This window comes from Rhodopseudomonas boonkerdii, from assembly GCF_021184025.1.
In the GTDB taxonomy this organism is placed as follows: Bacteria; Pseudomonadota; Alphaproteobacteria; order Rhizobiales; family Xanthobacteraceae; genus Tardiphaga; species Tardiphaga boonkerdii.
On sequence record NZ_CP036537.1, the window covers coordinates 3093922 to 3114141 of the forward strand.

21 protein-coding genes, 1 tRNA gene and 1 pseudogene are annotated in these 20220 nt (G+C 61.1%); 10 read left to right on the plus strand and 13 right to left on the minus strand.

Annotated features, from left to right (window positions below; genetic code table 11):
* Position 1 precedes the first annotated feature (1 nt).
* On the plus strand, positions 2-1195 hold the full coding sequence (locus E0H22_RS14205) for an FAD-dependent monooxygenase (protein WP_233021657.1): 1194 nt from the start codon (positions 2-4) through the stop codon (positions 1193-1195).
* Positions 1196-1238: 43 nt separating this feature from the next.
* Here the strand turns inward: E0H22_RS14205 and E0H22_RS14210 are convergent, their stop codons facing one another.
* The gene (locus E0H22_RS14210; protein ID WP_233021658.1) at positions 1239-1931 is read right to left on the minus strand and encodes a TetR/AcrR family transcriptional regulator; all 693 of its coding nucleotides are present in this window, start codon (positions 1929-1931) and stop codon (positions 1239-1241) included.
* A gap of 102 nt (positions 1932-2033) precedes the next feature.
* On the opposite strand from E0H22_RS14210, the gene E0H22_RS14215 reads away from it, so the two are divergent.
* A complete protein-coding gene (locus tag E0H22_RS14215) occupies positions 2034-3164 on the plus strand; it encodes a serine hydrolase domain-containing protein (protein WP_233026371.1) in 1131 nt (376 codons plus the stop codon).
* Positions 3165-3339: 175 nt separating this feature from the next.
* Here the strand turns inward: E0H22_RS14215 and E0H22_RS14220 are convergent.
* Positions 3340-4293 (minus strand): annotated as a pseudogene (locus E0H22_RS14220) (aldo/keto reductase); the annotation flags it as partial.
* A gap of 82 nt (positions 4294-4375) precedes the next feature.
* Between E0H22_RS14220 and E0H22_RS14225 the strand changes: the two are divergent.
* Positions 4376-4936: a TetR/AcrR family transcriptional regulator gene (locus E0H22_RS14225; RefSeq protein ID WP_233021659.1), complete on the plus strand. Its 561-nt coding sequence runs from the start codon at positions 4376-4378 to the stop codon at positions 4934-4936.
* A 90-nt stretch (positions 4937-5026) separates the two neighbouring features.
* Here the strand turns inward: E0H22_RS14225 and E0H22_RS14230 are convergent.
* A tRNA-Ser gene (locus E0H22_RS14230) sits at positions 5027-5116 on the minus strand.
* A gap of 272 nt (positions 5117-5388) precedes the next feature.
* A complete protein-coding gene (locus tag E0H22_RS14235) occupies positions 5389-5949 on the minus strand; it encodes a hypothetical protein (protein WP_233021660.1) in 561 nt (186 codons plus the stop codon).
* A gap of 687 nt (positions 5950-6636) precedes the next feature.
* Here E0H22_RS14235 and E0H22_RS14240 point away from each other — a divergent pair.
* Entirely contained in the window at positions 6637-7365 is a 729-nt protein-coding gene (locus E0H22_RS14240) for an outer membrane protein (protein WP_233021661.1), read from the plus strand.
* A gap of 47 nt (positions 7366-7412) precedes the next feature.
* Here E0H22_RS14240 and E0H22_RS14245 read toward each other — a convergent pair whose 3' ends face one another.
* Positions 7413-7637 (minus strand): hypothetical protein, encoded by a 225-nt coding sequence (locus E0H22_RS14245; RefSeq protein WP_233021662.1) that lies wholly within the window; start codon positions 7635-7637, stop codon positions 7413-7415.
* Between the two features lie 631 nt (positions 7638-8268).
* Here E0H22_RS14245 and E0H22_RS14250 point away from each other — a divergent pair.
* Positions 8269-9144, plus strand: a complete 876-nt coding sequence (locus tag E0H22_RS14250; protein WP_233021663.1) for a LysR family transcriptional regulator — start codon at positions 8269-8271, stop codon at positions 9142-9144.
* Positions 9145-9151: 7 nt separating this feature from the next.
* Here the strand turns inward: E0H22_RS14250 and E0H22_RS14255 are convergent, their stop codons facing one another.
* The 3 genes from E0H22_RS14255 to E0H22_RS14265 all read right to left on the minus strand — a co-directional run bounded on the left by E0H22_RS14255 (position 9152) and on the right by E0H22_RS14265 (position 10758).
* Entirely contained in the window at positions 9152-9547 is a 396-nt protein-coding gene (locus E0H22_RS14255) for a DUF930 domain-containing protein (RefSeq protein WP_233021664.1), read from the minus strand.
* Between the two features lie 287 nt (positions 9548-9834).
* On the minus strand, positions 9835-10026 hold the full coding sequence (locus tag E0H22_RS14260) for a hypothetical protein (protein WP_233021665.1): 192 nt from the start codon (positions 10024-10026) through the stop codon (positions 9835-9837).
* A gap of 66 nt (positions 10027-10092) precedes the next feature.
* Positions 10093-10758, minus strand: a complete 666-nt coding sequence (locus tag E0H22_RS14265) for a Spy/CpxP family protein refolding chaperone (protein ID WP_233021666.1) — start codon at positions 10756-10758, stop codon at positions 10093-10095.
* 215 nt (positions 10759-10973) lie between these two features.
* On the opposite strand from E0H22_RS14265, the gene E0H22_RS14270 reads away from it, so the two are divergent.
* Both E0H22_RS14270 and E0H22_RS14275 read left to right on the plus strand, forming a co-directional pair.
* A complete protein-coding gene (locus tag E0H22_RS14270; RefSeq protein WP_233021667.1) occupies positions 10974-11963 on the plus strand; it encodes a hydroxyacid dehydrogenase in 990 nt (329 codons plus the stop codon).
* A gap of 155 nt (positions 11964-12118) precedes the next feature.
* Positions 12119-12646 (plus strand): hypothetical protein, encoded by a 528-nt coding sequence (locus E0H22_RS14275; RefSeq protein ID WP_233021668.1) that lies wholly within the window; start codon positions 12119-12121, stop codon positions 12644-12646.
* Positions 12647-12859: 213 nt separating this feature from the next.
* Here the strand turns inward: E0H22_RS14275 and E0H22_RS14285 are convergent, their stop codons facing one another.
* Both E0H22_RS14285 and E0H22_RS14290 read right to left on the minus strand, forming a co-directional pair.
* Positions 12860-13264 (minus strand): (R)-mandelonitrile lyase, encoded by a 405-nt coding sequence (locus E0H22_RS14285; RefSeq protein ID WP_233021669.1) that lies wholly within the window; start codon positions 13262-13264, stop codon positions 12860-12862.
* 148 nt (positions 13265-13412) lie between these two features.
* Positions 13413-14111, minus strand: coding sequence for a ribonuclease activity regulator RraA (locus E0H22_RS14290; RefSeq protein WP_233021670.1), 699 nt, complete (start codon positions 14109-14111; stop codon positions 13413-13415).
* Positions 14112-14348: 237 nt separating this feature from the next.
* Between E0H22_RS14290 and pxpB the strand changes: the two genes are divergently transcribed.
* The 3 genes from pxpB to E0H22_RS14305 are packed head-to-tail and all read left to right on the plus strand — an operon-like array spanning position 14349 to position 16901.
* A complete protein-coding gene (gene pxpB / locus E0H22_RS14295) occupies positions 14349-15080 on the plus strand; it encodes a 5-oxoprolinase subunit PxpB (RefSeq protein ID WP_233021671.1) in 732 nt (243 codons plus the stop codon).
* Entirely contained in the window at positions 15077-16114 is a 1038-nt protein-coding gene (locus E0H22_RS14300) for a 5-oxoprolinase subunit C family protein (RefSeq protein WP_233021672.1), read from the plus strand. The genes pxpB and E0H22_RS14300 overlap by 4 nt, the downstream gene beginning before the upstream one ends.
* Positions 16115-16133: 19 nt before the next feature.
* On the plus strand, positions 16134-16901 hold the full coding sequence (locus E0H22_RS14305; protein ID WP_233021673.1) for a LamB/YcsF family protein: 768 nt from the start codon (positions 16134-16136) through the stop codon (positions 16899-16901).
* A gap of 8 nt (positions 16902-16909) precedes the next feature.
* Here E0H22_RS14305 and E0H22_RS14310 read toward each other — a convergent pair whose 3' ends face one another.
* From E0H22_RS14310 to E0H22_RS14320, 3 genes are all read right to left on the minus strand, one after another.
* Complete coding sequence (locus tag E0H22_RS14310) at positions 16910-17950, minus strand: aliphatic amidase (RefSeq protein WP_233021674.1); 1041 nt, start codon at positions 17948-17950, stop codon at positions 16910-16912.
* Between the two features lie 214 nt (positions 17951-18164).
* Positions 18165-19109 (minus strand): ABC transporter substrate-binding protein, encoded by a 945-nt coding sequence (locus tag E0H22_RS14315; RefSeq protein ID WP_233021676.1) that lies wholly within the window; start codon positions 19107-19109, stop codon positions 18165-18167.
* The gene (locus E0H22_RS14320; protein WP_233021677.1) at positions 19106-20200 is read right to left on the minus strand and encodes an LLM class flavin-dependent oxidoreductase; all 1095 of its coding nucleotides are present in this window, start codon (positions 20198-20200) and stop codon (positions 19106-19108) included. The genes E0H22_RS14315 and E0H22_RS14320 overlap by 4 nt, the downstream gene beginning before the upstream one ends.
* Positions 20201-20220 lie beyond the last annotated feature (20 nt).

The following is a 20220-nucleotide window of genomic DNA, read 5'->3' on the forward strand; positions in this document are numbered from 1 at the left end:
GATGAAACCGAAGATCGGGATCGTAGGGGCGGGTTTTGCCGGGCTGGGCCTCGCCCTGGCCCTCGCCCGCAAAGGCTTTGCCTCCACCGTCATCGAGAAGAGAAGCGAGGAGCAACTGCAGAGTGAAGGCATTTTCCTGACGCTGGCACCCAATGGCATGAATGCACTGCGTGGAATGGGTCTGGCTGAAGCGGCACTCGAGCGCGGCGTCGAGACCCGGGGGCTGGTCTTTCATAACGAACATGGTCGCGCGCTGGGCACGCTCGATTACACAAAACATGCTCAGCGTTTCGCTGCACCTTCGGTCACCATCCGCCGGGGCGAATTGGGTGCTATCCTGCTCGATGCGGCGCGGGCCGCCGGGATTGCCACGCGTTTCGGCACGGCAGTGGAGGCCGTCGCGGAAACACCGTCTGAAGTGCTGGTGACCTCTTCGGACGGCGTCACGGAGGGCTTTGACATTCTCGTCGCGGCCGACGGGCTGCGCTCCAGCGTGCGGCGCCTCGTCATGCCCGAGCTGCCTGCCCCCGTCTACAATGGGCTACAGGGCTGCGGAGGCATTGTCGATGTGCCCGAGGTGCCCACCACCGATGGGCGGATGCTCATGACCTTCGGCCGCAACGCGTTCTTCGGCTATATCAAGGCGGCGGACGGACCGGTCTATTGGTTCAATACCTATCCCCAGGCCGACGAAAGCCGCAGCCAGCTCCTGACAGGCGTCGCGCTGGCGCAATTCCTGGGCGAGCTGCACCGGCCTGATCCCGAGATTAATCGGCAGATCATCGCCGCGATCGATCCCGCAGCGATCCGCGTCTATCCCGATTACGATATTCCGGACCTCGCGCATTGGTCGGCCGGACGGGTCGTCCTCATCGGCGACGCGGCCCATGCGGTAACGCCCCATTCCGGCCAGGGCGCCTCGATGGCGCTGGAGGATGCATTGGTGCTGGCCGCCACCATCGCAGCGGAAGCCACGCCCGCTCAGGCCTTCCGGCGCTTCGAATTGCTGCGCCGCCCACGGGTGGAGGCCGCGGTGCGCCTCGGTCGGCAGAGCGGTACGCCCAAAAAAGCGCAGAACTGGCTCTCGCTGCACTTGCGCGACCTGCTGCTACCACTGTTCATCCCGCTCGGGCAAAAGGCTCAAGAACGACTCTTCGCGTATCGGGCCGATTGCGCGCCCTTGTCGACACCCTGACCTCTCGCCACGGTGCGCGATAGTTCCCCGGCTGCGATTTTGTTCATGACCGCGGCGCGTCATCCGCCTGATGACGATGCAATTCGGCGATGCCAAGATAAGCGATGTCTTTGAGGTCAGCCTCGGTCGCGCCATCGCGCGCCTGCACCGACATGCCTTGAACCAGAGCGCCGATGAATCGGGCAAGTGCCGCCACATTCGTATCGGGTCGGAGCGCGCCTTCATCGACACCTTGTTGCAAACGGCCACGAAAGGCGACCAGTGTCGCGTCGCGCAAACCTGCAACCATCTCCGCGACCGCATGGTTCTCGGTGGCGCAGGTGAGAACGGCCGTCGAGATCATGCAGCCCCGAGGCCGATCCGGCCTGCAAAACTCCCGCGCCGAATCGAGCAGGACACGTTCGAATGCGGCCACCACATCGCTGTCTCTCAACGCTTCGGTTGTCGCTGCGCCGATATCGCCTTGATACCATTGCAGCGCCTCGCGATAGAGATCGGCCTTTGAGCGGAAGGCAGCATAAAGGCTCTGGGGCGTAATCCCCATCGCCGTCGTCAAATCGGCAATCGACGCACCCTCATAGCCAAGCCGCCAGAAGTGATGTCCCGCGACGGCCAGCGCCTGTTCGCGGTTGAAGGCTCGTGGGCGTCCCCGCGGGCGAGAAATCGCGGATTTTCCATTTATCACATCGGTCACTCTAGAAATTATCTCCGCGCTCAGATATTCAGGATCGATCATTCCTTATATCGAAGATCGTCTTTCATGCACATTCGCGTCATCGCTATCGCCTCCCTGACGCTTGCCGCTGCCGCGACAACGGCCCCCTCTGTCGATCCGGGGATGACAGCGCGGTTGGATCAGGCCATCGACCGGGCTATTGTGAGCAAACGCATCGTTGGCACGGTGGTGCTGGTCGCGCGCGACGGCGAGATCATCTATCGCCGCGCCGCCGGTTTCGCCGATCGCGAGGCCACGGCGCCGATGAGCGAGGACATGATCTTTCGCCTTGCCTCGATTTCCAAGCCGGTCGTCTCGACCGCATTCATGCGGCTGGTGGAAGAGAAGCGCATCGGCCTCGACGATCCCGTGACAAAATGGCTGCCGGACTTCCGACCGCGCCTGGCGAACGGGGAAACACCGGCAATCACGCTGCGGCAGTTGCTGACGCACACTTCGGGCCTCAGCTACCGGTTCCTGGAGCCCAAAGGCGGCGTCTATCATCGGCTGAACGTCTCCGATGGCCTCGATCAACCCGGACTCAGCCTCGACGAAAATCTGCGCCGTCTCGGCCAGGCGCCGCTCGCCTTCCGTCCGGGTGAAGGCTGGAGCTACTCTCTCGGGATCGACGTGCTGGGCGCTGTGATCGCGAAAGCGACGGGGGAGAGCCTGCCGGATGTGGTCAGAACGCGAGTGACTGGCCCGCTCGATATGCGCGACACTGGCTTTGCTGTCGCCGATCCATCGCGACTAGCGATTCCCTATGCGGATGGCAGGCCACAGCCGGTCCGCATGACCGATGGCATCTTCGTGCGGCTATGGGATGGCGGCGCCAGCTTTGCGCCGAGCCGGGCGATCGACCCAGCTTCCTATGCTTCGGGCGGTGCAGGCATGGTGGGCACGGCGGGCGACGTCCTGCGATTTCTGGAAACGATCCGCAAAGGCGGCGGCGACATCCTTTCGCCAGCCACGGTTGCTGCCATGATGCGCGATCAGGTCGGGCCGCAGGCGCATGCTCAAGGACTCGGCTGGGGCTTCGGCTATGGCTGGGCTGTCCTGGACGATCCATCCGGCACAGGCACGCCCCAATCCCGCGGCACGATCCAGTGGGGCGGAGCCTATGGCCATAGCTGGTTCGTCGATCCCAGCCGGAAGCTGACTGTCGTCGCGCTCACCAACACGGCCTTCGAAGGCATGTCGGGGGCATTTCCCTCCGAAGTCCGGGACGCCGTCTACGGCCGAAACGGTGAGTGACCGTTCGCCGCAACGGCAGACTGGAGCAATCAAAGTCTCAAAAGCCTACTCCGTGTAGCGTTCATATCGCCTTACTCAGTTCACGCACTGGGAGATGGCTGACACTGTATCCCGTGGCTGTCTCGGCGGCGCGGCGCAGCATCGCTGGGTCCGACACTCCCTGATGATCGAGCCGCGGCGTATAAGGGGCCTCCAGCCTTGCTGCCTCCTCGTCGGTGAGGCTGATGGAGAGGGAGGCCACGGCGTCGTCAATATGCTCCGTCTTCAAAGCACCCACGATCGGGGCTGCCACCACCGGATTGCGACGCAACCAGGCTAGCGCAATCAGGGACCGGCCGACACCCCGTGCTTCGGCAATGGCGCCTACTACGTCGACAATCTGTTTGTCGCTGTCGGCGGTGGCGGCACCCAGCTTGTAGACGGCTTCACTTTCCGCCCTTGCCGTGACCGCTCCCCAGGGGCGGGCCAGCCGGCCGCGGTTGAGCGGGCTATAGAGAATGGTCTGCACGCCTTCGTCGATGCAAAGCGGATGCATCTCGCGCTCTTCCTCTCGGTCGAGGAGATTATAGGTATCCTGCATGGACACAAAACGGGCCCAGCCGTTGGATTGCTGAAGATGAAGCGCCTTGCCAAATTCCCAGGCCCTCATGGACGATGCGCCGAGATACCGGACCTTGCCGGCCTTCACGATATCGTTCAGGGCCTCAAGCGTTTCCTCCCAGGGGGTGGTGCGGTCGCGGCGATGGATTTGATAGAGGTCGATATAGTCGGTGCCCAGGCGTCTGAGGCTCATATCGACTTCGGTCATGATCGCCTTGCGCGATAGCCCGATGCCATTGGGTCCGTCGCGCATCGGTGCGCTGATTTTGGTGGCGATCACGACATTTTCGCGATGCGCGAAGTCCTTCAGGGCCCGCCCCAAAATCTCCTCGCTGGAACCGATCGAATATAAATTGGCGGTGTCGAAGAAATTGATTCCCACCTCAAGCGCATGGCGAATGAGACGCCGGCTTGCCTCCTCGTCAAGCGACCAGGAGGGGTAACCACGGGAGGGGTCCCCGAACCCCATGCAGCCAATGCAGATCGGCGAAATATCGAGGCCCGTACGGCCGAGCTTGGCATATTGCATGTCCATCTCCACATTGGCTATATTCGGACAAATGTCCGTTTACCTGCGTAACGGACAATTGTCCATTTAGTCAAGAGGTGATATGGCTGTAGAAGAGGATGGATTGCGCGCTGACGCTCGCGCCAACCGGGATCGCATCCTGGAGGTGGCGCGGGCGGCCCTGACCGCCGATCCCGAAACGCCGCTCAGCGCTATCGGCAAGGCAGCCGGAGTTGGGCAAGGCACGCTTTATCGCCACTTCCCGACGCGGGAGGCTCTGGCCCTCGCCATTTATCGCAAGGAAATCAGCGCTCTTGCCGCCCTCGCCTCCACTCTTTTGCGAGAGCATCCGCCGCTTGAGGCGTTCCGTCTGTGGTGTGCCCAACTGGCCGATTCCAGCGCGATGAAGCGCGGCGTGGCCAAACTCCTGCAAGGGACAACTTCGGAGGCTGATGAGCGCGACGCCTATCAGCAAATGGTGTCGGCGGTGCGTTCACTCATAGCCGCGTGCGAGGCCGCGAGAGCGATCGATCGCGGCGCAAATGCCGACGATGTCTTGATGCTTCTCGGAATCCTTTGGCAGCTTCCGTCCCATCCTGGGAGGGATGTTCAGGCGGCGAGGATAGTCGCGCTCATGTTCAAGGGGTTGGGAGCCAAAGACTAGTTCGGCGAGGCAGGAGGCGCGTACAACATACTCAGGTGTTGAAGACCGAGCTGCTGCCGACGCCTATTGCTGGCCAAGTACGGCAATCGGTGGCGGAAGGGGTGGGATTCGAACCCACGGTACCTTTGCAGGCACGGCGGTTTTCAAGACCGCTGCCTTAAACCACTCGGCCACCCTTCCATTTCACACAGCGCTTAGCAAAGGGGGGCTCCAAGGGGAAGCGAAATACGGTTCGCCGTGCGCTCATCGGTGGACCGCACCGTAACGCAACGGCCTCAAGTTCACCCCTGCAAGCGCCTATTCGATAACACCCTACGCAGCGCTGGCATTATTGCCATCGCGGACACGCGGCACCGCCCATGTCCGCACTGGAGAAATCGTCACCGCCTTATCCGAGTTCACGCAGCGACCGAGACAGAGCTTGAACGGCACAAAGGTTCGCCCCTTCGCGCTCAGCGTGCCGGTGCTGTTTGCAGCGGAGCGCCGCCCACGGAGATGGCTCCTGCTGGCCGATCTACCGCCGGCATGCGCTTGCGCGGTGCGGCTGGAGCCGGGCGCGGAGCCGCTGCCACCGGGGCCGCGACGGCCGGCGTGCCTGGTGCCCTGCCCTGTTGCATCTGATCGATCTTCGATGTCAGGCTGGACACTTGCGTGGTCAATTCCTGAACCTGCTCGGACAACCGCTTCAGTTCGGACTGCTGTGCATTGAGGAGATCGGTGGCCGCGCGGATCGAGCCCCCGGTCTGCTGCTGGAATGCGGTGAAATCGGCCGCACTCACCATAGGTTCGGAAGCGCTGGCCAGAACGTCCGAATTCGCGCCGCTGTTCGAGGACGGGGTCGCGACGCCGTGCAGAATGTCCGTGACAGTGTCGAGATTGAGCCAGAGCACCCCACCCGTCACACCGACGAAAAGCAGCAGCGCTAGGACGCCGATCGCCCCGAACGATCGCCGCTTGCGCAGCGTCGTCGGCGGCGGCCCGACATTGATTTCACTTCCAAACGTATCAGACACTGAACTTCCTTCGCGCTTTGCATCGCCGTTCCCGCAGTCGAAGCGACTGCACGGAATTTCCCGGGGGTGAACGCCCCAAGCACTCGGCTAGCAGCGATTTATCTGTTTCACCGGGCTTGCGAGAAGCTTGCGCCGCGCGCCTGCCAAGGAATCTGCAAGATGGTGCCACGGTTTAGCCCGCGTGGATGTTGCAACAGCGCATCACCGTGCGACCGAATGACAGCCGCCGCATGATTGTCTTTGACTGTGCGGGCTCTGGTGACGTTTGGTCAGCGCGGGGGAGAAGGACCACGACCATGATCGACACCGTCACCGCACTGTTTGGCGTACTCAGCGCAAGCATCCTCGTCGCTCACGCTTACGACGGCTTCCGCGCCCGCTTCTGATTTCCCTTGGACCGATGCCCCCGCGCGGCATCCGCTGATGTCAGCTCGCGCTAACCATGCAGCTCCGGCGTCGAGTTTGCCCCCGAGCTTGCGACCGTGATCCCGGTTGCCATTTGGCAACAGCCAGGACCTTGGCTGGCCACTCCGTAAACCACACTCAGGTATTGTTCAGCTGCTGTTGCCGGCTGGTGACAGCCTGTGCTGCCAAGACTCGCTAGAACTTTTCCGATCGTCGCCTTCCCGACGGCCAAGGTTTTGGATGAGACGGCTCGAATTGGCATTGTTGCTTGCAACGTTTGGCGTGGCCCCTGCCACGGCCGCCGATCTGTCGTCGCGTATCCTGACCAAGGCACCTGCAGTCAGCGATCCCGCCTACAGCTGGGGTGGCTGGTATGCAGGTGGACAGATCGGTGGCGTCTGGGCTCCGAACAATGTCGACAGTCAGCAGACACTCCCCTCTGCATCCTGGCCGCCCAGCTCCGCCGGCTTCAACGGTGGCGGGCAGATCGGCTACAACCATCAGATCGATCGCTGGCTGTTCGGAATCGAGGCCGATGCGAGCTATACTGGGCTGCGCCGGAGTCCCACGGTGATGGCCCCGCTTCCGGCTGGCGGCGCTTTCACCGCGACCAGTTCCATCGGGAGCGACTGGATGGCGACGCTGCGGCCTCGTGCCGGCTATGCGATCGATCGCACACTGTTCTATCTGACCGGTGGTCTCGCTCTGACCGATCTCAATTTCGCGTCGTCCTATGCCGATACAGGCGGCCAAACAGCGACTGGCGGTTTCGACAAAACCAGGGTCGGCTGGGTTGCCGGCGCTGGAATTGAACACGCCTTCACCAAGAACTGGACGGCCAAGATCGAATATCTTTATGCGGATTTCGGCAAGCAGTCATTGACGACGCCGGTCATTGCCGGAACTGGCTCATCCAACGGCCTCATCGCTCAGGAGGTCGATCTGAAGACCAACACGGTACGCGGCGGTCTGAACTATCATTTCAGCGGCTCGCCATTCGGAAGGTACTGACGTCCAGATACTGCTATATGGGCCGCACGCGCCGGCGTCTAAGTCCCTTAGCCCGCGAGCGCCATACGCCGCTCTGATACCGGGAAGGCCTCGACCGTCACCGTCCACCTGAGCGGCCAGCAGGTCAGATCGGGACGCACCGCGTGCACGTACCCACCCACATAGACGCTATCGGATGCATCGCTGAAACGCTCGTCGATCACCTCACCATGAAGATGCGCCATTCGGCAGCGGCGCATCTGCGCGTAGGATGTCGTCTCGTATGTGGCCAAGCAGGCCTCCCGCGATTGTATTGCCTTGTTGAGCAAAAGTCAGTGAGTCGCGGTTAACAAATCTTCAAACGAAGGGCGGTCGGATCGACCGCTGATATGGTCTGCTCTAGCTCCATCAGCATCGGATCTCCTCTTTCGCCAAGACGAGATCAGAGGCTCGCTGCGGCGGTGTCAGTCTGAGCAGCCGACGCGCCTGGCAATGGGGACATACGAAGGTCCTGACCTCGCCCCCGCTGCCATCCGATTCGATCTTCAGCAGAAACGACTGGGTCCGACAGCTCGAGCACTTCAAATGCTCGGTTCTGATGTTGTCGTTGAGATACGCTTCGCGCCTGGACGACATATCTAATCTCCGAAATCGGCTGGGCTTTCGCTCCAGGTGCCATATTGGGCTGCTTCGAAAAACCCCGGAATAACAATCTATAGTTGCAAAATGGGTCGTTCTGACTTGATCAATGGAATCGGGGCCGTATGGAGCTACCTCACCTAAGGTTGAAAATCTAGATACTAGACGACACGGGGATACCTTTTTCTGCAACGAGCGCAGCAGCTCACCGAATTCGATTGCGATTCGCAGGAACACAACTGTAGATTTTTATACCGTCAACGATTCCGAATTCGGGGGCGTGACATGCACAAGCGATACCAACCGCTGAACATTCCGATTGAAATTGTCCGTACGGTCGTGGCGATTTCGGAAACAGGATCCCTTACGAAAGCTGCAGAACGACTTGGGCTTAGCCAGCCGGCCGTCAGCTCTCAGATCAAACGGATTCAGGGACTGGTCGGCGGCGCGCTTTTTACCAAAACCTCTCAGGGAGCGACTGCGACGCAGCTTGGCAAACTGGTGCTGCAACAGGCACGGCGCATTCTTGACGCCAACGATCAGATGTTACGGATCGGCGGTGCTGCACACGCCCCGCAGCCGATCCGGCTGGGGCTCAGCACATTGTTTGTGCGCCAATTCCTCGGCGAACGGAACGCCGGAAAGCTCGTTGACGTCGTCATCCATACGGACAACTCGGTCGGCATCACGAAGGGACTGATCGACGGCTATATCGACGTCGCATATATTTTGGAAAACCCTGAGATGACGAGCGAGACCTCGCATCTCGTCGTCAACGAAATTGACGAGGAATTCGTCTGGGTGCGCGCCAGGGACTTCGTGCTCAGTCCGGGCGCGCCGATCCCGCTGCTTACGTGGCCCGGAGACGAGTTGATGATCCGCACGCTGACCCGGAACGGCCTCGCCTACAAGATCGTCTTCAACAGTCCCGATTATCATGCCAAGCTGGCTGCAGTGGAAGCCGGGATCGGAATCACTGCAATCCCCAGACGTATGATTCCCGAACCGCTCGTATGGGCGCAGGAATATTACCTGCCGCCGCTTCCGCCGTTAAAAGCACTGCTTTGTGCAAGGCCTCACTTGGAGAGTTCACAGAGCACGGATTTGTTGAACGCGATATCGGAGCGCTTCTTCAAGACGCCGCAAGTCATGAACCTGTAAGCCGCGATCAGCGTGGAACGAGATAGTGCGCGTCCCACTCGCTGCGAGGAACTTCGGCACCGAGCTGGTAGCTGAACGATTTGATGTCGAGACCGTCCGACGACGTCTCGCATACATAAGACAGTTTGTACCATCGTCCCGCGGAACGGATCGCCCCGCCCGGCGCCTTGATTTGCGTGCCTCGCATCACCGGGTCCGCGAAAGCGTAGGCGACAAATTCGTCCGGTCGATATCCCTTGTGTTCACGGCCGACGATACCCATCGCCCGCGCATCGCAGCGCTGCTCGATGCGGGTTGCGGGATCGAGTTTCAACATCTGATCGGTACGGGACGATCTGGCATCCGCGGACGATGCGCCGGCGATTCCGGCAATCAACATGACGCCAAGAGCGATATTTTTCATAGGCTTGGAACGGGAACTTGAGATGAGTAGTGAGGAAGGCTTTGGGACGTAGGTTAGCACGTTCGCGGTTGCGAGAAACCCGGCTCAGCAATGAGCGGGTTATTTGTCCGCGCCATGGCCGACGTGTTTGTGCTCAGAAACTGGCAAAACTCGGACGGTTTGAACGGCCTACCTCGCTCCCGACATGCGGACAGTCCAGCCTGCGTGGATGGTCAAGCTGCAGCATGTGGGCCGGACAACCGCTTGTGAACATACCGCTCGTAAGGACCTGACCCGCGCAACGCCGTCTAACGCCGAGCGTCTTGATCTGCGTCGTGCCTGGACTTGTCAGGCTGAGTGGCGCTTACGGGGTCTGAGGCTGGGAATGTGTCCGTCAGCCCGGTCTTCAGCGCATCATGCGTCTTGCGATCCTCCTTTGCCGCTTCCTTGACGCCCGCGGCATATTTGTCGTGCGGTGCCGGATCGAACTTCTTAGCCATGACGGCTCCTCTCCATAGTTCGGAGAAAAACGTGGGCAAGTCAAAGAGGTTCCCGGAAGGCGGCTGTCAGTCTAGACCACGTTCGCGGCTCAACTTCACCATTTCCTGGACGAAGAGCGTCTTCTGCTTGTCGTCGAGCACTGTATAGAGCGGCTCCGCTGCATCAGCGACGGCGCGCTGATCGACCGCGCGGTCGTTGAGGAACTGAGCTTCGTTGCGCATCTGCTCGATAATATCGTCTGGCGGATCACGCTTGGCGCGGGCGACACGCAGCTTCAACCGCTCGGCGCCGTTATTGCCGAGCTTATGCATGGCGTCGCTGAAACCGGTCCAGTCCTTTTCCTGTTCGGGTGTCAGATTGAGCAACGCCTTGATTCTGAGGATGTTGGCGTCGCTGTTCGCGACGATCTGCTCGGCGGTCAATTCAGGCGTCTGCTCGGTGTCTTTCTTGCCCTTCTTTGCCTTGGACTGCTTGGCATTGGACCCCGTCCCCGAGACCGGTCCGCGCACGCTGTTGTTCGAGGGGACGCCGAGCACACCGCCGACGGCGCCGACCACGCCTCCGATTGCGCCACCCAGCACGCCTCCGATCGGCCCTGCTGCACGATTGCCATCCCGCGCGCCCTTCTGCATGCCCTGCACCAGGCCCTGAGCATGGGCAGCACCTGCATGCGCGAGCAGCAGCACGACGGCGACACCCAGCGCACGCTGCAGTTTGGACGATCGGATCATCAGTACCTCTCCATCGCCGCTTTTGCGGCGCAATAAAGTCAGCAGACCGACAGCTGCTGTTTCCACCATAGTAACGGCACGTCTGCCAAGCCCACCAGCCGCACCATGCAGCGTTGCAGCCTCTGATGTGGACCTCATTACGACAAGCCTGTTAGATAAATTCGGCGCAACAAAGAACATGGCGCATCACGAATTACATTTTTCGAGGGATGGAAATGGCGACCAACAAGAAGAAACTTCTGATCACCGAGTCTCTGTCGCCGCAAGGACGCGCACTATTCGACGCGCGCGACGACATCGAGACGATTGAATTCAGCAATCTCATTTCCGCGCCGGATTTCCTCAAGCTCATCGAGGCCAACGCGCCGGTACACGGAGCGGCTCTTGGCGCCACGCGTTTCGGGGCGGCTGAACTCGAAGCGAGCAAGAACTTGCAAGTCGTGGCGCGGATCGGCGTCGGTTACGACGCGGTCGACGTCCCGGCGCTCAGCAAGCACAAGGTGCCCTTGATGATTGCCGGCACCGCGAACTCCCCCTCCGTCGCCGAACAAGCGCTGTTCATGATGCTCACCCTGGCCAAGCGCGCGGCCGAGCTGCACGCCATGGTCAAGGACGGCAAATGGGCTACGCGCTTCACCGCGCTGCCTTTCGACCTGTTCGGTAAGACTGTCCTTGTCGTCGGCTTCGGCCGGATCGGCAGCCGCACCGCCACGCGCTGCCAGGCGATGGAAATGAAGGTCCTGGTCTATGATCCCTACGTCTCCGCCGACGCCATCAAGGCGGCTGGTTATGAGCCGGTGAAGGATCTCGACGCGGGCGTGGCACAAGCGGATTTCGTCACTCTGCACTGCCCGAAGACGCCGGAAACCACGGGCCTCTTCGATGCCGCCCGCATCGCCAGGATGAAACCCACGGCCTATCTCATCAACACCGCTCGCGGCGGCATCGTAGTGGAAGCAGCGCTCTATGACGCGCTGACCTCGGGTAAGCTGGCGGGCGCCGGCCTTGACGTGTTTGAAGCCGAACCCCCGCCGCTCGGTCATGCGCTGTTCGAACTTCCCAATGTGATTATCGCCCCGCATGTCGCCGGCGTAACCCGAGAGGCGCTGGACCGTATGGGCTTGCAGACTGCGCGCAATATGCTGAGTGCCCTGGATGGAGAGCCGATCCGGGCCAACGTGGTCAATGCGGATATCCTGGACTGACCACAGTATTGACGCTCCGACCTCGGCCAGGGGCCGCAGGCGTGCCCCAAAAGGGCCACAGGCGTTGTGAAAGTGTCACATGGCCGGCTCGCTGCCGGCCATAACGCTTTGATTTGCCTTTGGACTTGCCTTTTGGACGAGCCGGGAGCCTTGCCTTGACCCAGAACGATCCGACCGATCACGCCCTCGCTGCCATCGCCAGCATTCTCGACGGCAAAGAGTCCTCGCTGTCCCGGATCGCCGACACGGACCGACCCGACGATCGCGAGCATGAAACGGTCACGGCCGTCGCCGAACGCGTCACGGTGACTGTCGAACAGGAAACCGTCATCGCAGAGATGGATGCTCCGAGCACCGCGCCCGAGTCCGATATCTCAGCGGAACCGCAGCCTGCTGCCATCGAGCCCGCTGAAGTCGACGGCTATACCCGTCTGGGCCCTGGCCCGCTCGACGCCATTCGCTTTCGTTGGACGGCACGCTGCGACAAAGACGGCCAGTATTTCGTCGATGAAACCATCGGTAACAATTCGCGTCCGATTTCATCCGGTCCGATGCCGCGTCAGGATGTGGTGGCGTTCATCAATGCGCGCGAAAGTGCAGCGCGCGAGCGCTTCCAGAGTCTGAAGCGCCAGATGACTCTCGGCCACCATGCATCTGAGGACGAGGCAGCTCGCGAAAGCTGAGATCGACGGAACTTTCCCGAACGGCGATGTGAACCCGCCGATAAACGCAAAACAGCGCGACGAACGGGGCACACCAGCGGCAACGGAGGCCAAGCCGGCTCAATCGGCCGTGACTGCGACTGAAAAGCAACGACTCGTTGCGTGCCGGGGCTGCGCTTTCGGAGGCATGTTCTGCGGTGGTCAAACCTGGACCCGGGTAAACTGACGCCGGGGTTATCCGACGGGCACCTCATACTGCGCGTCGGTTACCTTCTCCATCCAGTCGGCGGTCTTGCCGTCCAGTGCTTCCTGCATGGCGATATGGACCATCCCCGTGTTCGGTGCAGCGCCGTGCCAATGCTTCTCACCCGGTGGAATCCAGACCGTATCGCCCGGTTTGATCTCAACGATCGACTGACCTTCTGTCTGAAAACGGCCAACGCCTGCGACGACATACAACGTTTGACCGAGCGGATGGGTGTGCCAGGCGGTACGGGCGCCCGGCTCGAAGCTCACGCGAAATGTCACCAGCCGCGCCGGCGCCTCGGTGACAACGACCGGATCCTGCCAGACCGTGCCGGTGAAATACTCTTCCGGAGCCCGTTTGGTCGGGCGTGAACCTGCGGGGAAAAGTTTCATGCTACGATCCTCTCTGTCCCTCGTGATGAGGAGGCCTAACGGCGCAATTGCGCCACTGACAGTCTCGAACGCACGAGCGTGTGGCCCTCACCCTTCGAGACCGGCCTGTGGCCGCTCCTCAGGATGAGGGACGACGGCATTCGTTCCGTTACTTCTTCGATGCTGCGTAACGCGCCTTGGTCTCCGCATTCATCGGATATAGCCCAGGCAACGAAGCGCCGTTATTCACCTCGTTGACGATCCAGGCTTCCATGCGCTCCTGCTCCTCGCCTTCGGCAAGGACGTGATCGAGGAACGCCTTCGGAATGACGACAGCGCCATCCTGATCGGCAACGATCACGTCGTCCGGGAAAATCGCAACGCCGCCGCAGCCGATCGGTTCGCCCCAACCGACAAAGGTCAGCCCTGTCACCGAAGCGGGTGCCGCAAAGCCGTCGCACCAAACCGGCAGATTGGTGCCGAGCACGCCTTCAATGTCGCGCACGACGCCATCGGTCACCAGAGCGGCGACGCCGCGCTTCTGCATGCGAGCGCAGAGAATGTCGCCGAAGATGCCGGCATCGGTGATGCCCATGGCGTCGACCACGGCGATGCAGCCTGCCGGCATCGCCTCGATGGCCGTGCGGGTGGAGATCGGCGACGACCAGGATTCCGGCGTAGCAAGGTCTTCACGTGCCGGCACGAAGCGCAAGGTGAAGGCCGGTCCAACAAGGCGCGGCATGCCCGGGCGCAACGGCTTGGCGCCACGCATCCACACATTGCGCAGCCCTTTCTTCAGCAACACCGTGGTGATGGTCGCGGTGGAGATCTTGGACAGGGTGGCAACGACTTCAGGAGACAGGGACATGCGCGGAGCTTTCCGTCAGAGGATGTTCAAGCCGCGCATCTTGCGGTGGAATGCCACGACGTCAAGGGGCGCGACGACACGCGCAGCAAGGTCGCACGGAATGCATTACGATCACTGGAGCTTATCGCTTTCATACGCATTAATTTATTGAAGATGCACGACTATTTTGAGATTACGAATTCCACTCGCCGGCAAAACGCGTTATGCATGACGGGTAAGCGACAGACCTGAGACGCCATGGCCGTAGCTCTCTCCCCGCCCCGCATCCTGCCGTCCGGCGATGCCGCCATTACGGTCGAATTCAGCCGCACCATCGATGAAGATGCCAATCGCCGCGTGCTGGCGCTGGACAAGCTCGTCGCGGCCGCGGCGTTACGCGCCGTCACCGAGACCGTGCCCACCTATCGCTCGCTGCTCGTGCATTACGATCCGATGCAGATCGACTTCGACGCACTTGGAGCCAAGCTCACGGAGCTCGCTCTGAAGCCGTTGCCGGAAACGAAAGCCGCACGACGCTGGCGCATCCCCGTCGCCTATGGCGGCGAGAACGGTGTCGATCTCGAGGACGTTGCCAAGGCGCTCGACATCACGCCTGAAGAAATTGTTCGGCGCCACGTGGCTGGCGACTACAAGGTCGCCATGATCGGCTTCACGCCGGGCTGGTCCTATCTCAGCGGCTTGCCGAGCGAGATGCAGATGTCGCGCCGGCAGAATCCGCGACTGCTGACGCCGGCAGGTACCATCTCGATTGGGGGTATTCAGACCGGCGTACAGTGCCTCGCCGGCCCCAGCGGCTGGCACCTGCTCGGTCGCACCGCCGTGCGCACCTATCAGCTCGGCCGCGACCCGACATTCCTGCTTGAACCCGGCGACGCCGTGACCTTTGCTGCCGTTGACGAACATACGTTCAGAGAGCAGGACCGCGCGGCCGAGGCAGGCGAGTTAGTTGCCGAGTTGATCCCATCATGAGCAAGCTGGTCGTCGCCTCCGTCAGCCCCGGTACCTCCGTGCAGGACGTTGGCCGTTTTGGCGCGCAGCGTTACGGCCTCGTCCCCTCCGGCGCCGTCGATCGTCTGGCCATGGCTGCAGCCAATGCGCTGCTCGGCAATCCGCTGCTTGCAGCGACCATCGAACTTGGCCCGCTCAATTCGGTCTTCACAGCAAAAGGTGGTGCTGTCCGTGTTGCACTGACTGGTGCACTACGCCCTGCCGAGGTCGCCGGTAGCCAGGTCGCTATCAATACGACCGTGACGCTGGCTGATGGCGAGAGCCTCAATATCGGGGTCGCACGCGCTGGCACTTTCGGCTATCTCGCCATTGAAGGCGGTGTACGCGGCGAGCCAATGTTCGGCAGCCTCGCGGTCAATGCGCGAGCTGGTCTCGGCAGCCCCTATCCCCGGCCACTGCAGGTTGGCGATGAGTTGCCCGTCGCAACTGCGAGCGCGACGCCCGAGAAGCGCATCGAACTGCCCGCACCGGTCGAAGGTCCGATCCGTGTCGTGATGGGGCCGCAGGATGACGAATTCGCCGAGGGCAAGGACGTGTTCCTCAGCAGCGACTGGAAAATTTCCGCCACCAGTGACCGCATGGGCTACCGTCTCGAAGGGCCCGTGATCAGGCATCTGCACGGACACAACATTGTCTCTGACGGGACCGTGAATGGCTCGATCCAGGTCCCCGGCAACGGCCAGCCCATCGTGCTGATGCCGGACCGCGGCACATCGGGCGGTTATCCGAAGATCGCGACGGTCATCTCGGCAGATCTCGGCCGTTTCGGTCAAACCCAGCCGGGCATGCCATTCCGCTTCAAAGCCATCACGATGGCAGAAGCGCAAGCAGCATATCGCGCCTACGCGGAATTGCTGCAGAGTCTGCCGAGCCGGGTCCACGATTCCAATATCTTGATGCTCGATATCAAGGCACTTCTGCAGGCAAATGTCGCCGGTACGGCTATCGATGCCATCGATGACGCGACTTGGCAGTTCGCCAACGCAGGCAATTAACACGCACGGAGAGCTCATCATGACCATCGATCTCAATTGCGATCTCGGCGAAAGCTTTGGCATGTGGCAGATGGGCAATGACGCCGCGATGATCGATCTCGCGACATCCGTCAACATTGCCTGCGGCTACCATGCCGGCGACGCCGACGTGATGCGCAAAACGGTACAGCTTGCAAAAGCGCGGGGCGTCAAGATCGGCGCACATCCCGGCTATCGCGATCTCCACGGCTTCGGCCGCCGCCCCATTGCGGGCCTCTCGTCGCTCGAGATCGAAAATCTGATCGCCTATCAGATCGGTGCGCTCCAGGGCATCGCCGCAATGGAAGGTTACAAGGTCACCCATGTGAAGGCTCATGGCGCGATCTCGAATGTGGCCTGCGAAGACGACATGACGGCCCGTGCCATCGCCGCCGGCATCAAGGCGGTTGATCGGAATCTGACCTTTGTCGTTCTGGCGAATTCCAAGCTCGTCACCGCGGGCGAAGCCGCGGGATTGCCGCTGGCACACGAAGTGTTTGCCGACCGCGCCTATGAGGACAATGGCAATCTGGTCTCACGCAAGAAGGAAGGCGCGGTACTACACGATGCGAAGATGATTGCCGACAGGGTCGTCAAAATGGCGCAGACCGGCGAAGTGATTTCTGTCACCGGTAAGGTGATCAAGATGAAGATGGATACTGTTTGCATCCACGGCGACACACATGGCGCCGTGGAGATCGGCCGTCAGGTACGGGCGGGATTACAAGCGGCCGGGATCGACGTGAAGCCTTTCAAGACCGTATTATAGCGTCCCCTTCATCTGTCGTTCAACATGCCCTCATGCGGCAAGCCTTCGATCGGGCACTCTTCGACCCCGACCGTACGACGCGTGATGGCCTCGACATTGTCTCGCGCCTTGTCCGGATTGGTGACCCAGGTCGAATAGAAATCGAACGGGCACGCCGCAACGCCCTTGTTGCTCTCACCCGAGTTGATGGTGCCGGTATAGCCGCGGTGCAGCAGCTTGAAGAGATGGTTCTCCGACTGCCCGTTGCGGCGGGCATCGCGGATCAAGGATTTCGACAGCGCGGCATACTGAATGCCGTAATCCTCCTCGCCGCATTCACCGAGCGTGCGGCCATCGAAGCCGATGATCGCCGAGTGGCCGAAATACGAATAGACGCCATCGAAGCCCGACGCGTTGGCAACGGCAACATAGGTGTTGTTGGCCCAGGCCATCGCTTTCGCCATCAGTACCTGCTGGTCTTTCGCCGGATACATATAACCCTGGCAACGCACGATCAGTTCGGCGCCCTTCATGGCGCAATCGCGCCAGATCTCGGGATAGTTGCCGTCGTCGCAGATGATTAGCGAAATCTTGAGCCCTTTCGGGCCCTCTGAAACATAGGTGCAGTCGCCAGGATACCAGCCTTCGATGGGAACCCATGGCATGATCTTGCGATATTTCTGAACGATCTCACCCTTGTCATTCATCAGGATTAGCGTGTTGTACGGAGCCTTGTGCGGATGCTGTTCGTGACGCTCCCCGGTCAGCGAGAACACGCCCCAGACCTTGGCCTTGCGACAGGCTTGGGCGAAGATCTCGGTTTCATCGCCAGGCACCAGAGATGCGGTTTCATACATCTCCTTCTCGTCATACATGATCCCCTGGGTCGAATATTCCGGGAAGACGACGAGATCCATACCGGGCAGGCCGATTTTCATGCCGACGATCATATCAGCGATCTTCTGCGCGTTGGCGAGCACCTCGGCCTTGGTATGCAGCCGCGGCATCTTGTAGTTCACGACTGCGACGCCGACCGCGTCCTTGCTGGATGAGATATCGCCGTGATGCATGATGCAGGACCTCCGTTTGGCGACGATCCTGTGCCGCGAGGGAGAGACCGGCCATACGTGGATTTACGGATGCGGTGATGCGACTTCCCAACCACAACTCCGGCAAAGCCGGGCCTGCCCCGGCTATCCACGTTTGACATACTGCAAAGACGCGAATGCCCGGCACGAGGCCGGGCATGACGGAGCATAAACATCTCGGCCAGAGCCGAGTGACCTACAAGCCCACAGCCTTCTCAATCACGGTGTTGAACGACCGATCCATGATCGCATTGGCATCCAGCTTCTGCTTGATCAATCCGTTGCGTTCATAGAGATCGATGGTTTTCTGCTCGTCCGCGACGACGCTATCGTCGATGGGCGCTATCTTGATCCTGGCGCGCTGCAGCCAGGCCAGTGGCACCTCGGTCGGAATGCGCATCAGCTTGCCCCAGGTGTCGGCGTAGCTTTGCTGATTGTTGAGCGCCCATGCCCGCGCCGCAGTGAGACGGCGCAGATAATCCTCGAGCTCAGGACGCTTGTTCTTGATCGCATCCGGTGTCGCCACTTGCAGGCTGAGGCCGGCGGAAAGACCTTCAGCGGTCAGGATGCGTTTCGACTGAAACAACACCTCCTCCTGGCTCACATAGGGTTCCCATGTGGACCATGCATCGACCGAACCGCGTGTGTAGGCGACCTTGGCGTCGGAGGGCGCGAGGAACACGATCTGCACGTCGTTCTGCGTCCAACCTTTCTTCTCCAGCGCAGCGAGAATGAGCTGATGGCCGATCGAGCCGCGACCGGTCGCGATCTTTTTGCCTTTCAGGTCGTCAAAGCTCTTGATGGCGGAGTCCTTCGGCACCACGATGGCGAGGCCGTCCTGGGTCTGCTTGATCGCGCCGATGGCCTTCACCGGCACATTGGCTGCGGCGGCGAACGTAAACGGCGCATCGCCAACCAGACCGGTTTCGATCGCACCGGCACCGAGTGCTTCTAACAGCGGTGCTGCGGCCGGAAACTCCTTCCACTCAATCTTGTAAGGCACGTCCTTGAGCACACCGGATGCTTCCATCACAGCGCGCGAATTGCCTTTTTGATCGCCAACGATCAGCGTCGTCTCGGCCTGCGCCGAGCCAACGAGTGCCGCTAGCGCCAGGCCAGCGGCAAGCAAAAGACCTTTCATGCTGCGACAACTCCCTTGTCCGCTTCGCGTGTAGCAATGAGCGCGCGCGTGGCGGGGATCAATTCGCGGCCATAATCGATGGCGTCGATCAGCGGATCAAAGCCACGGATCAGGAAGTGGCTGACACCGAGATCGTAGTAATCGGCAAACACTTCAGCGACCTGTTCTGGCGTGCCAACCAGCGCCGTGGTGTTACTGTTGGCGCCGGTGAGCGCCGCCATTTCGGTCCACAGCCGCTTGTCGATACGGGTGCCCTGTTCCGCCAATGCCAGCAGGCGCTTGGCGCCCGCGGTGGCGTGACCGTCCGCCGGCTTGCGATAGCCAGTCTGGTCCTGCAGCGCCGTGGCGCGGGCGAGAATATCATCGGCCTTGGCCCACGCCTTTTCCTCGGTATCGGCGATGATGGGACGTACAGACAGGCTGAAGCGTGGCGACGGGCGGCCACACTTCTTGGCAGCGGCGCGCACGCGGCTGGTGACGTCGCGCACCTGCGCATAAGACTCACCCCACAACGCAAAAGTGTCGGCATGTTTGCCCGAGACCTCGATCGCGGCATCCGATGCGCCGCCGACGAAGACGTGGATCGGCGCGGTCGGCTTCACCTGTGAGAACCCGCCGTCGACCCGATAATATTTGCCGTGATAGTCGAACGGTTTCTCGCTAGTCCATTCCTGCTTGATGATATCGAGCCATTCGCTGGTGCGGGCATAGCGCTCGTCCTTGTCGTCGAGCGTATTGCCGTCCTGCCGCAACTCCTTGGCGTTGCCGCCGGTAATGACATGCAGCGAGACGCGGCCCTTGTGAAAATTCTCGATGGTGGCGAGCTGACGCGCCAGCACCGTGGGTGCTGTAAAGCCCGGACGCTGGGCGATCATCACTTTCAGCTTCCGGGTGACACCGAGCGCGTGCTGGGCGACCTGCAGGCCGTCGGGTGCTGTCGAATGAAAGGCGAGCAGCGCGCGGTCGAAGCCGGCGAGTTCATGCGCCTTGGCGACGGTCTCAATATAGGCAGGATCAATCACCGGGCCGGAACGAACGCGGGTTTCTGATGCATCGTTGTTGGTGATGAAGCCGATGAATTCGACGGACATGTCTTCCTCCAATTCCGAAT

Bases quoted from the DNA above. Each gene is read 5' to 3' on its own strand.
- E0H22_RS14315 (WP_233021676.1), bottom strand. From the start codon at position 19,109: ATGAAAGGTCTTTTGCTTGCCGCTGGCCTGGCGCTAGCGGCACTCGTT.
- E0H22_RS14265 (WP_233021666.1), bottom strand. From the start codon at position 10,758: ATGATCCGATCGTCCAAACTGCAGCGTGCGCTGGGTGTCGCCGTCGTG.
- E0H22_RS14305 (WP_233021673.1), top strand. From the start codon at position 16,134: ATGACCATCGATCTCAATTGCGATCTCGGCGAAAGCTTTGGCATGTGG.
- E0H22_RS14215 (WP_233026371.1), top strand. From the start codon at position 2,034: ATGACAGCGCGGTTGGATCAGGCCATCGACCGGGCTATTGTGAGCAAA.
- E0H22_RS14310 (WP_233021674.1), bottom strand. From the start codon at position 17,950: ATGCATCACGGCGATATCTCATCCAGCAAGGACGCGGTCGGCGTCGCA.
- E0H22_RS14210 (WP_233021658.1), bottom strand. From the start codon at position 1,931: ATGATCGATCCTGAATATCTGAGCGCGGAGATAATTTCTAGAGTGACC.
- E0H22_RS14285 (WP_233021669.1), bottom strand. From the start codon at position 13,264: ATGAAACTTTTCCCCGCAGGTTCACGCCCGACCAAACGGGCTCCGGAA.
- E0H22_RS14270 (WP_233021667.1), top strand. From the start codon at position 10,974: ATGGCGACCAACAAGAAGAAACTTCTGATCACCGAGTCTCTGTCGCCG.
- E0H22_RS14260 (WP_233021665.1), bottom strand. From the start codon at position 10,026: ATGGCTAAGAAGTTCGATCCGGCACCGCACGACAAATATGCCGCGGGC.
- E0H22_RS14300 (WP_233021672.1), top strand. From the start codon at position 15,077: ATGAGCAAGCTGGTCGTCGCCTCCGTCAGCCCCGGTACCTCCGTGCAG.
- E0H22_RS14205 (WP_233021657.1), top strand. From the start codon at position 2: ATGAAACCGAAGATCGGGATCGTAGGGGCGGGTTTTGCCGGGCTGGGC.
- E0H22_RS14290 (WP_233021670.1), bottom strand. From the start codon at position 14,111: ATGTCCCTGTCTCCTGAAGTCGTTGCCACCCTGTCCAAGATCTCCACC.
- pxpB (WP_233021671.1), top strand. From the start codon at position 14,349: ATGGCCGTAGCTCTCTCCCCGCCCCGCATCCTGCCGTCCGGCGATGCC.
- E0H22_RS14255 (WP_233021664.1), bottom strand. From the start codon at position 9,547: ATGAAAAATATCGCTCTTGGCGTCATGTTGATTGCCGGAATCGCCGGC.
- E0H22_RS14250 (WP_233021663.1), top strand. From the start codon at position 8,269: ATGCACAAGCGATACCAACCGCTGAACATTCCGATTGAAATTGTCCGT.
- E0H22_RS14225 (WP_233021659.1), top strand. From the start codon at position 4,376: ATGGCTGTAGAAGAGGATGGATTGCGCGCTGACGCTCGCGCCAACCGG.
- E0H22_RS14320 (WP_233021677.1), bottom strand. From the start codon at position 20,200: ATGTCCGTCGAATTCATCGGCTTCATCACCAACAACGATGCATCAGAA.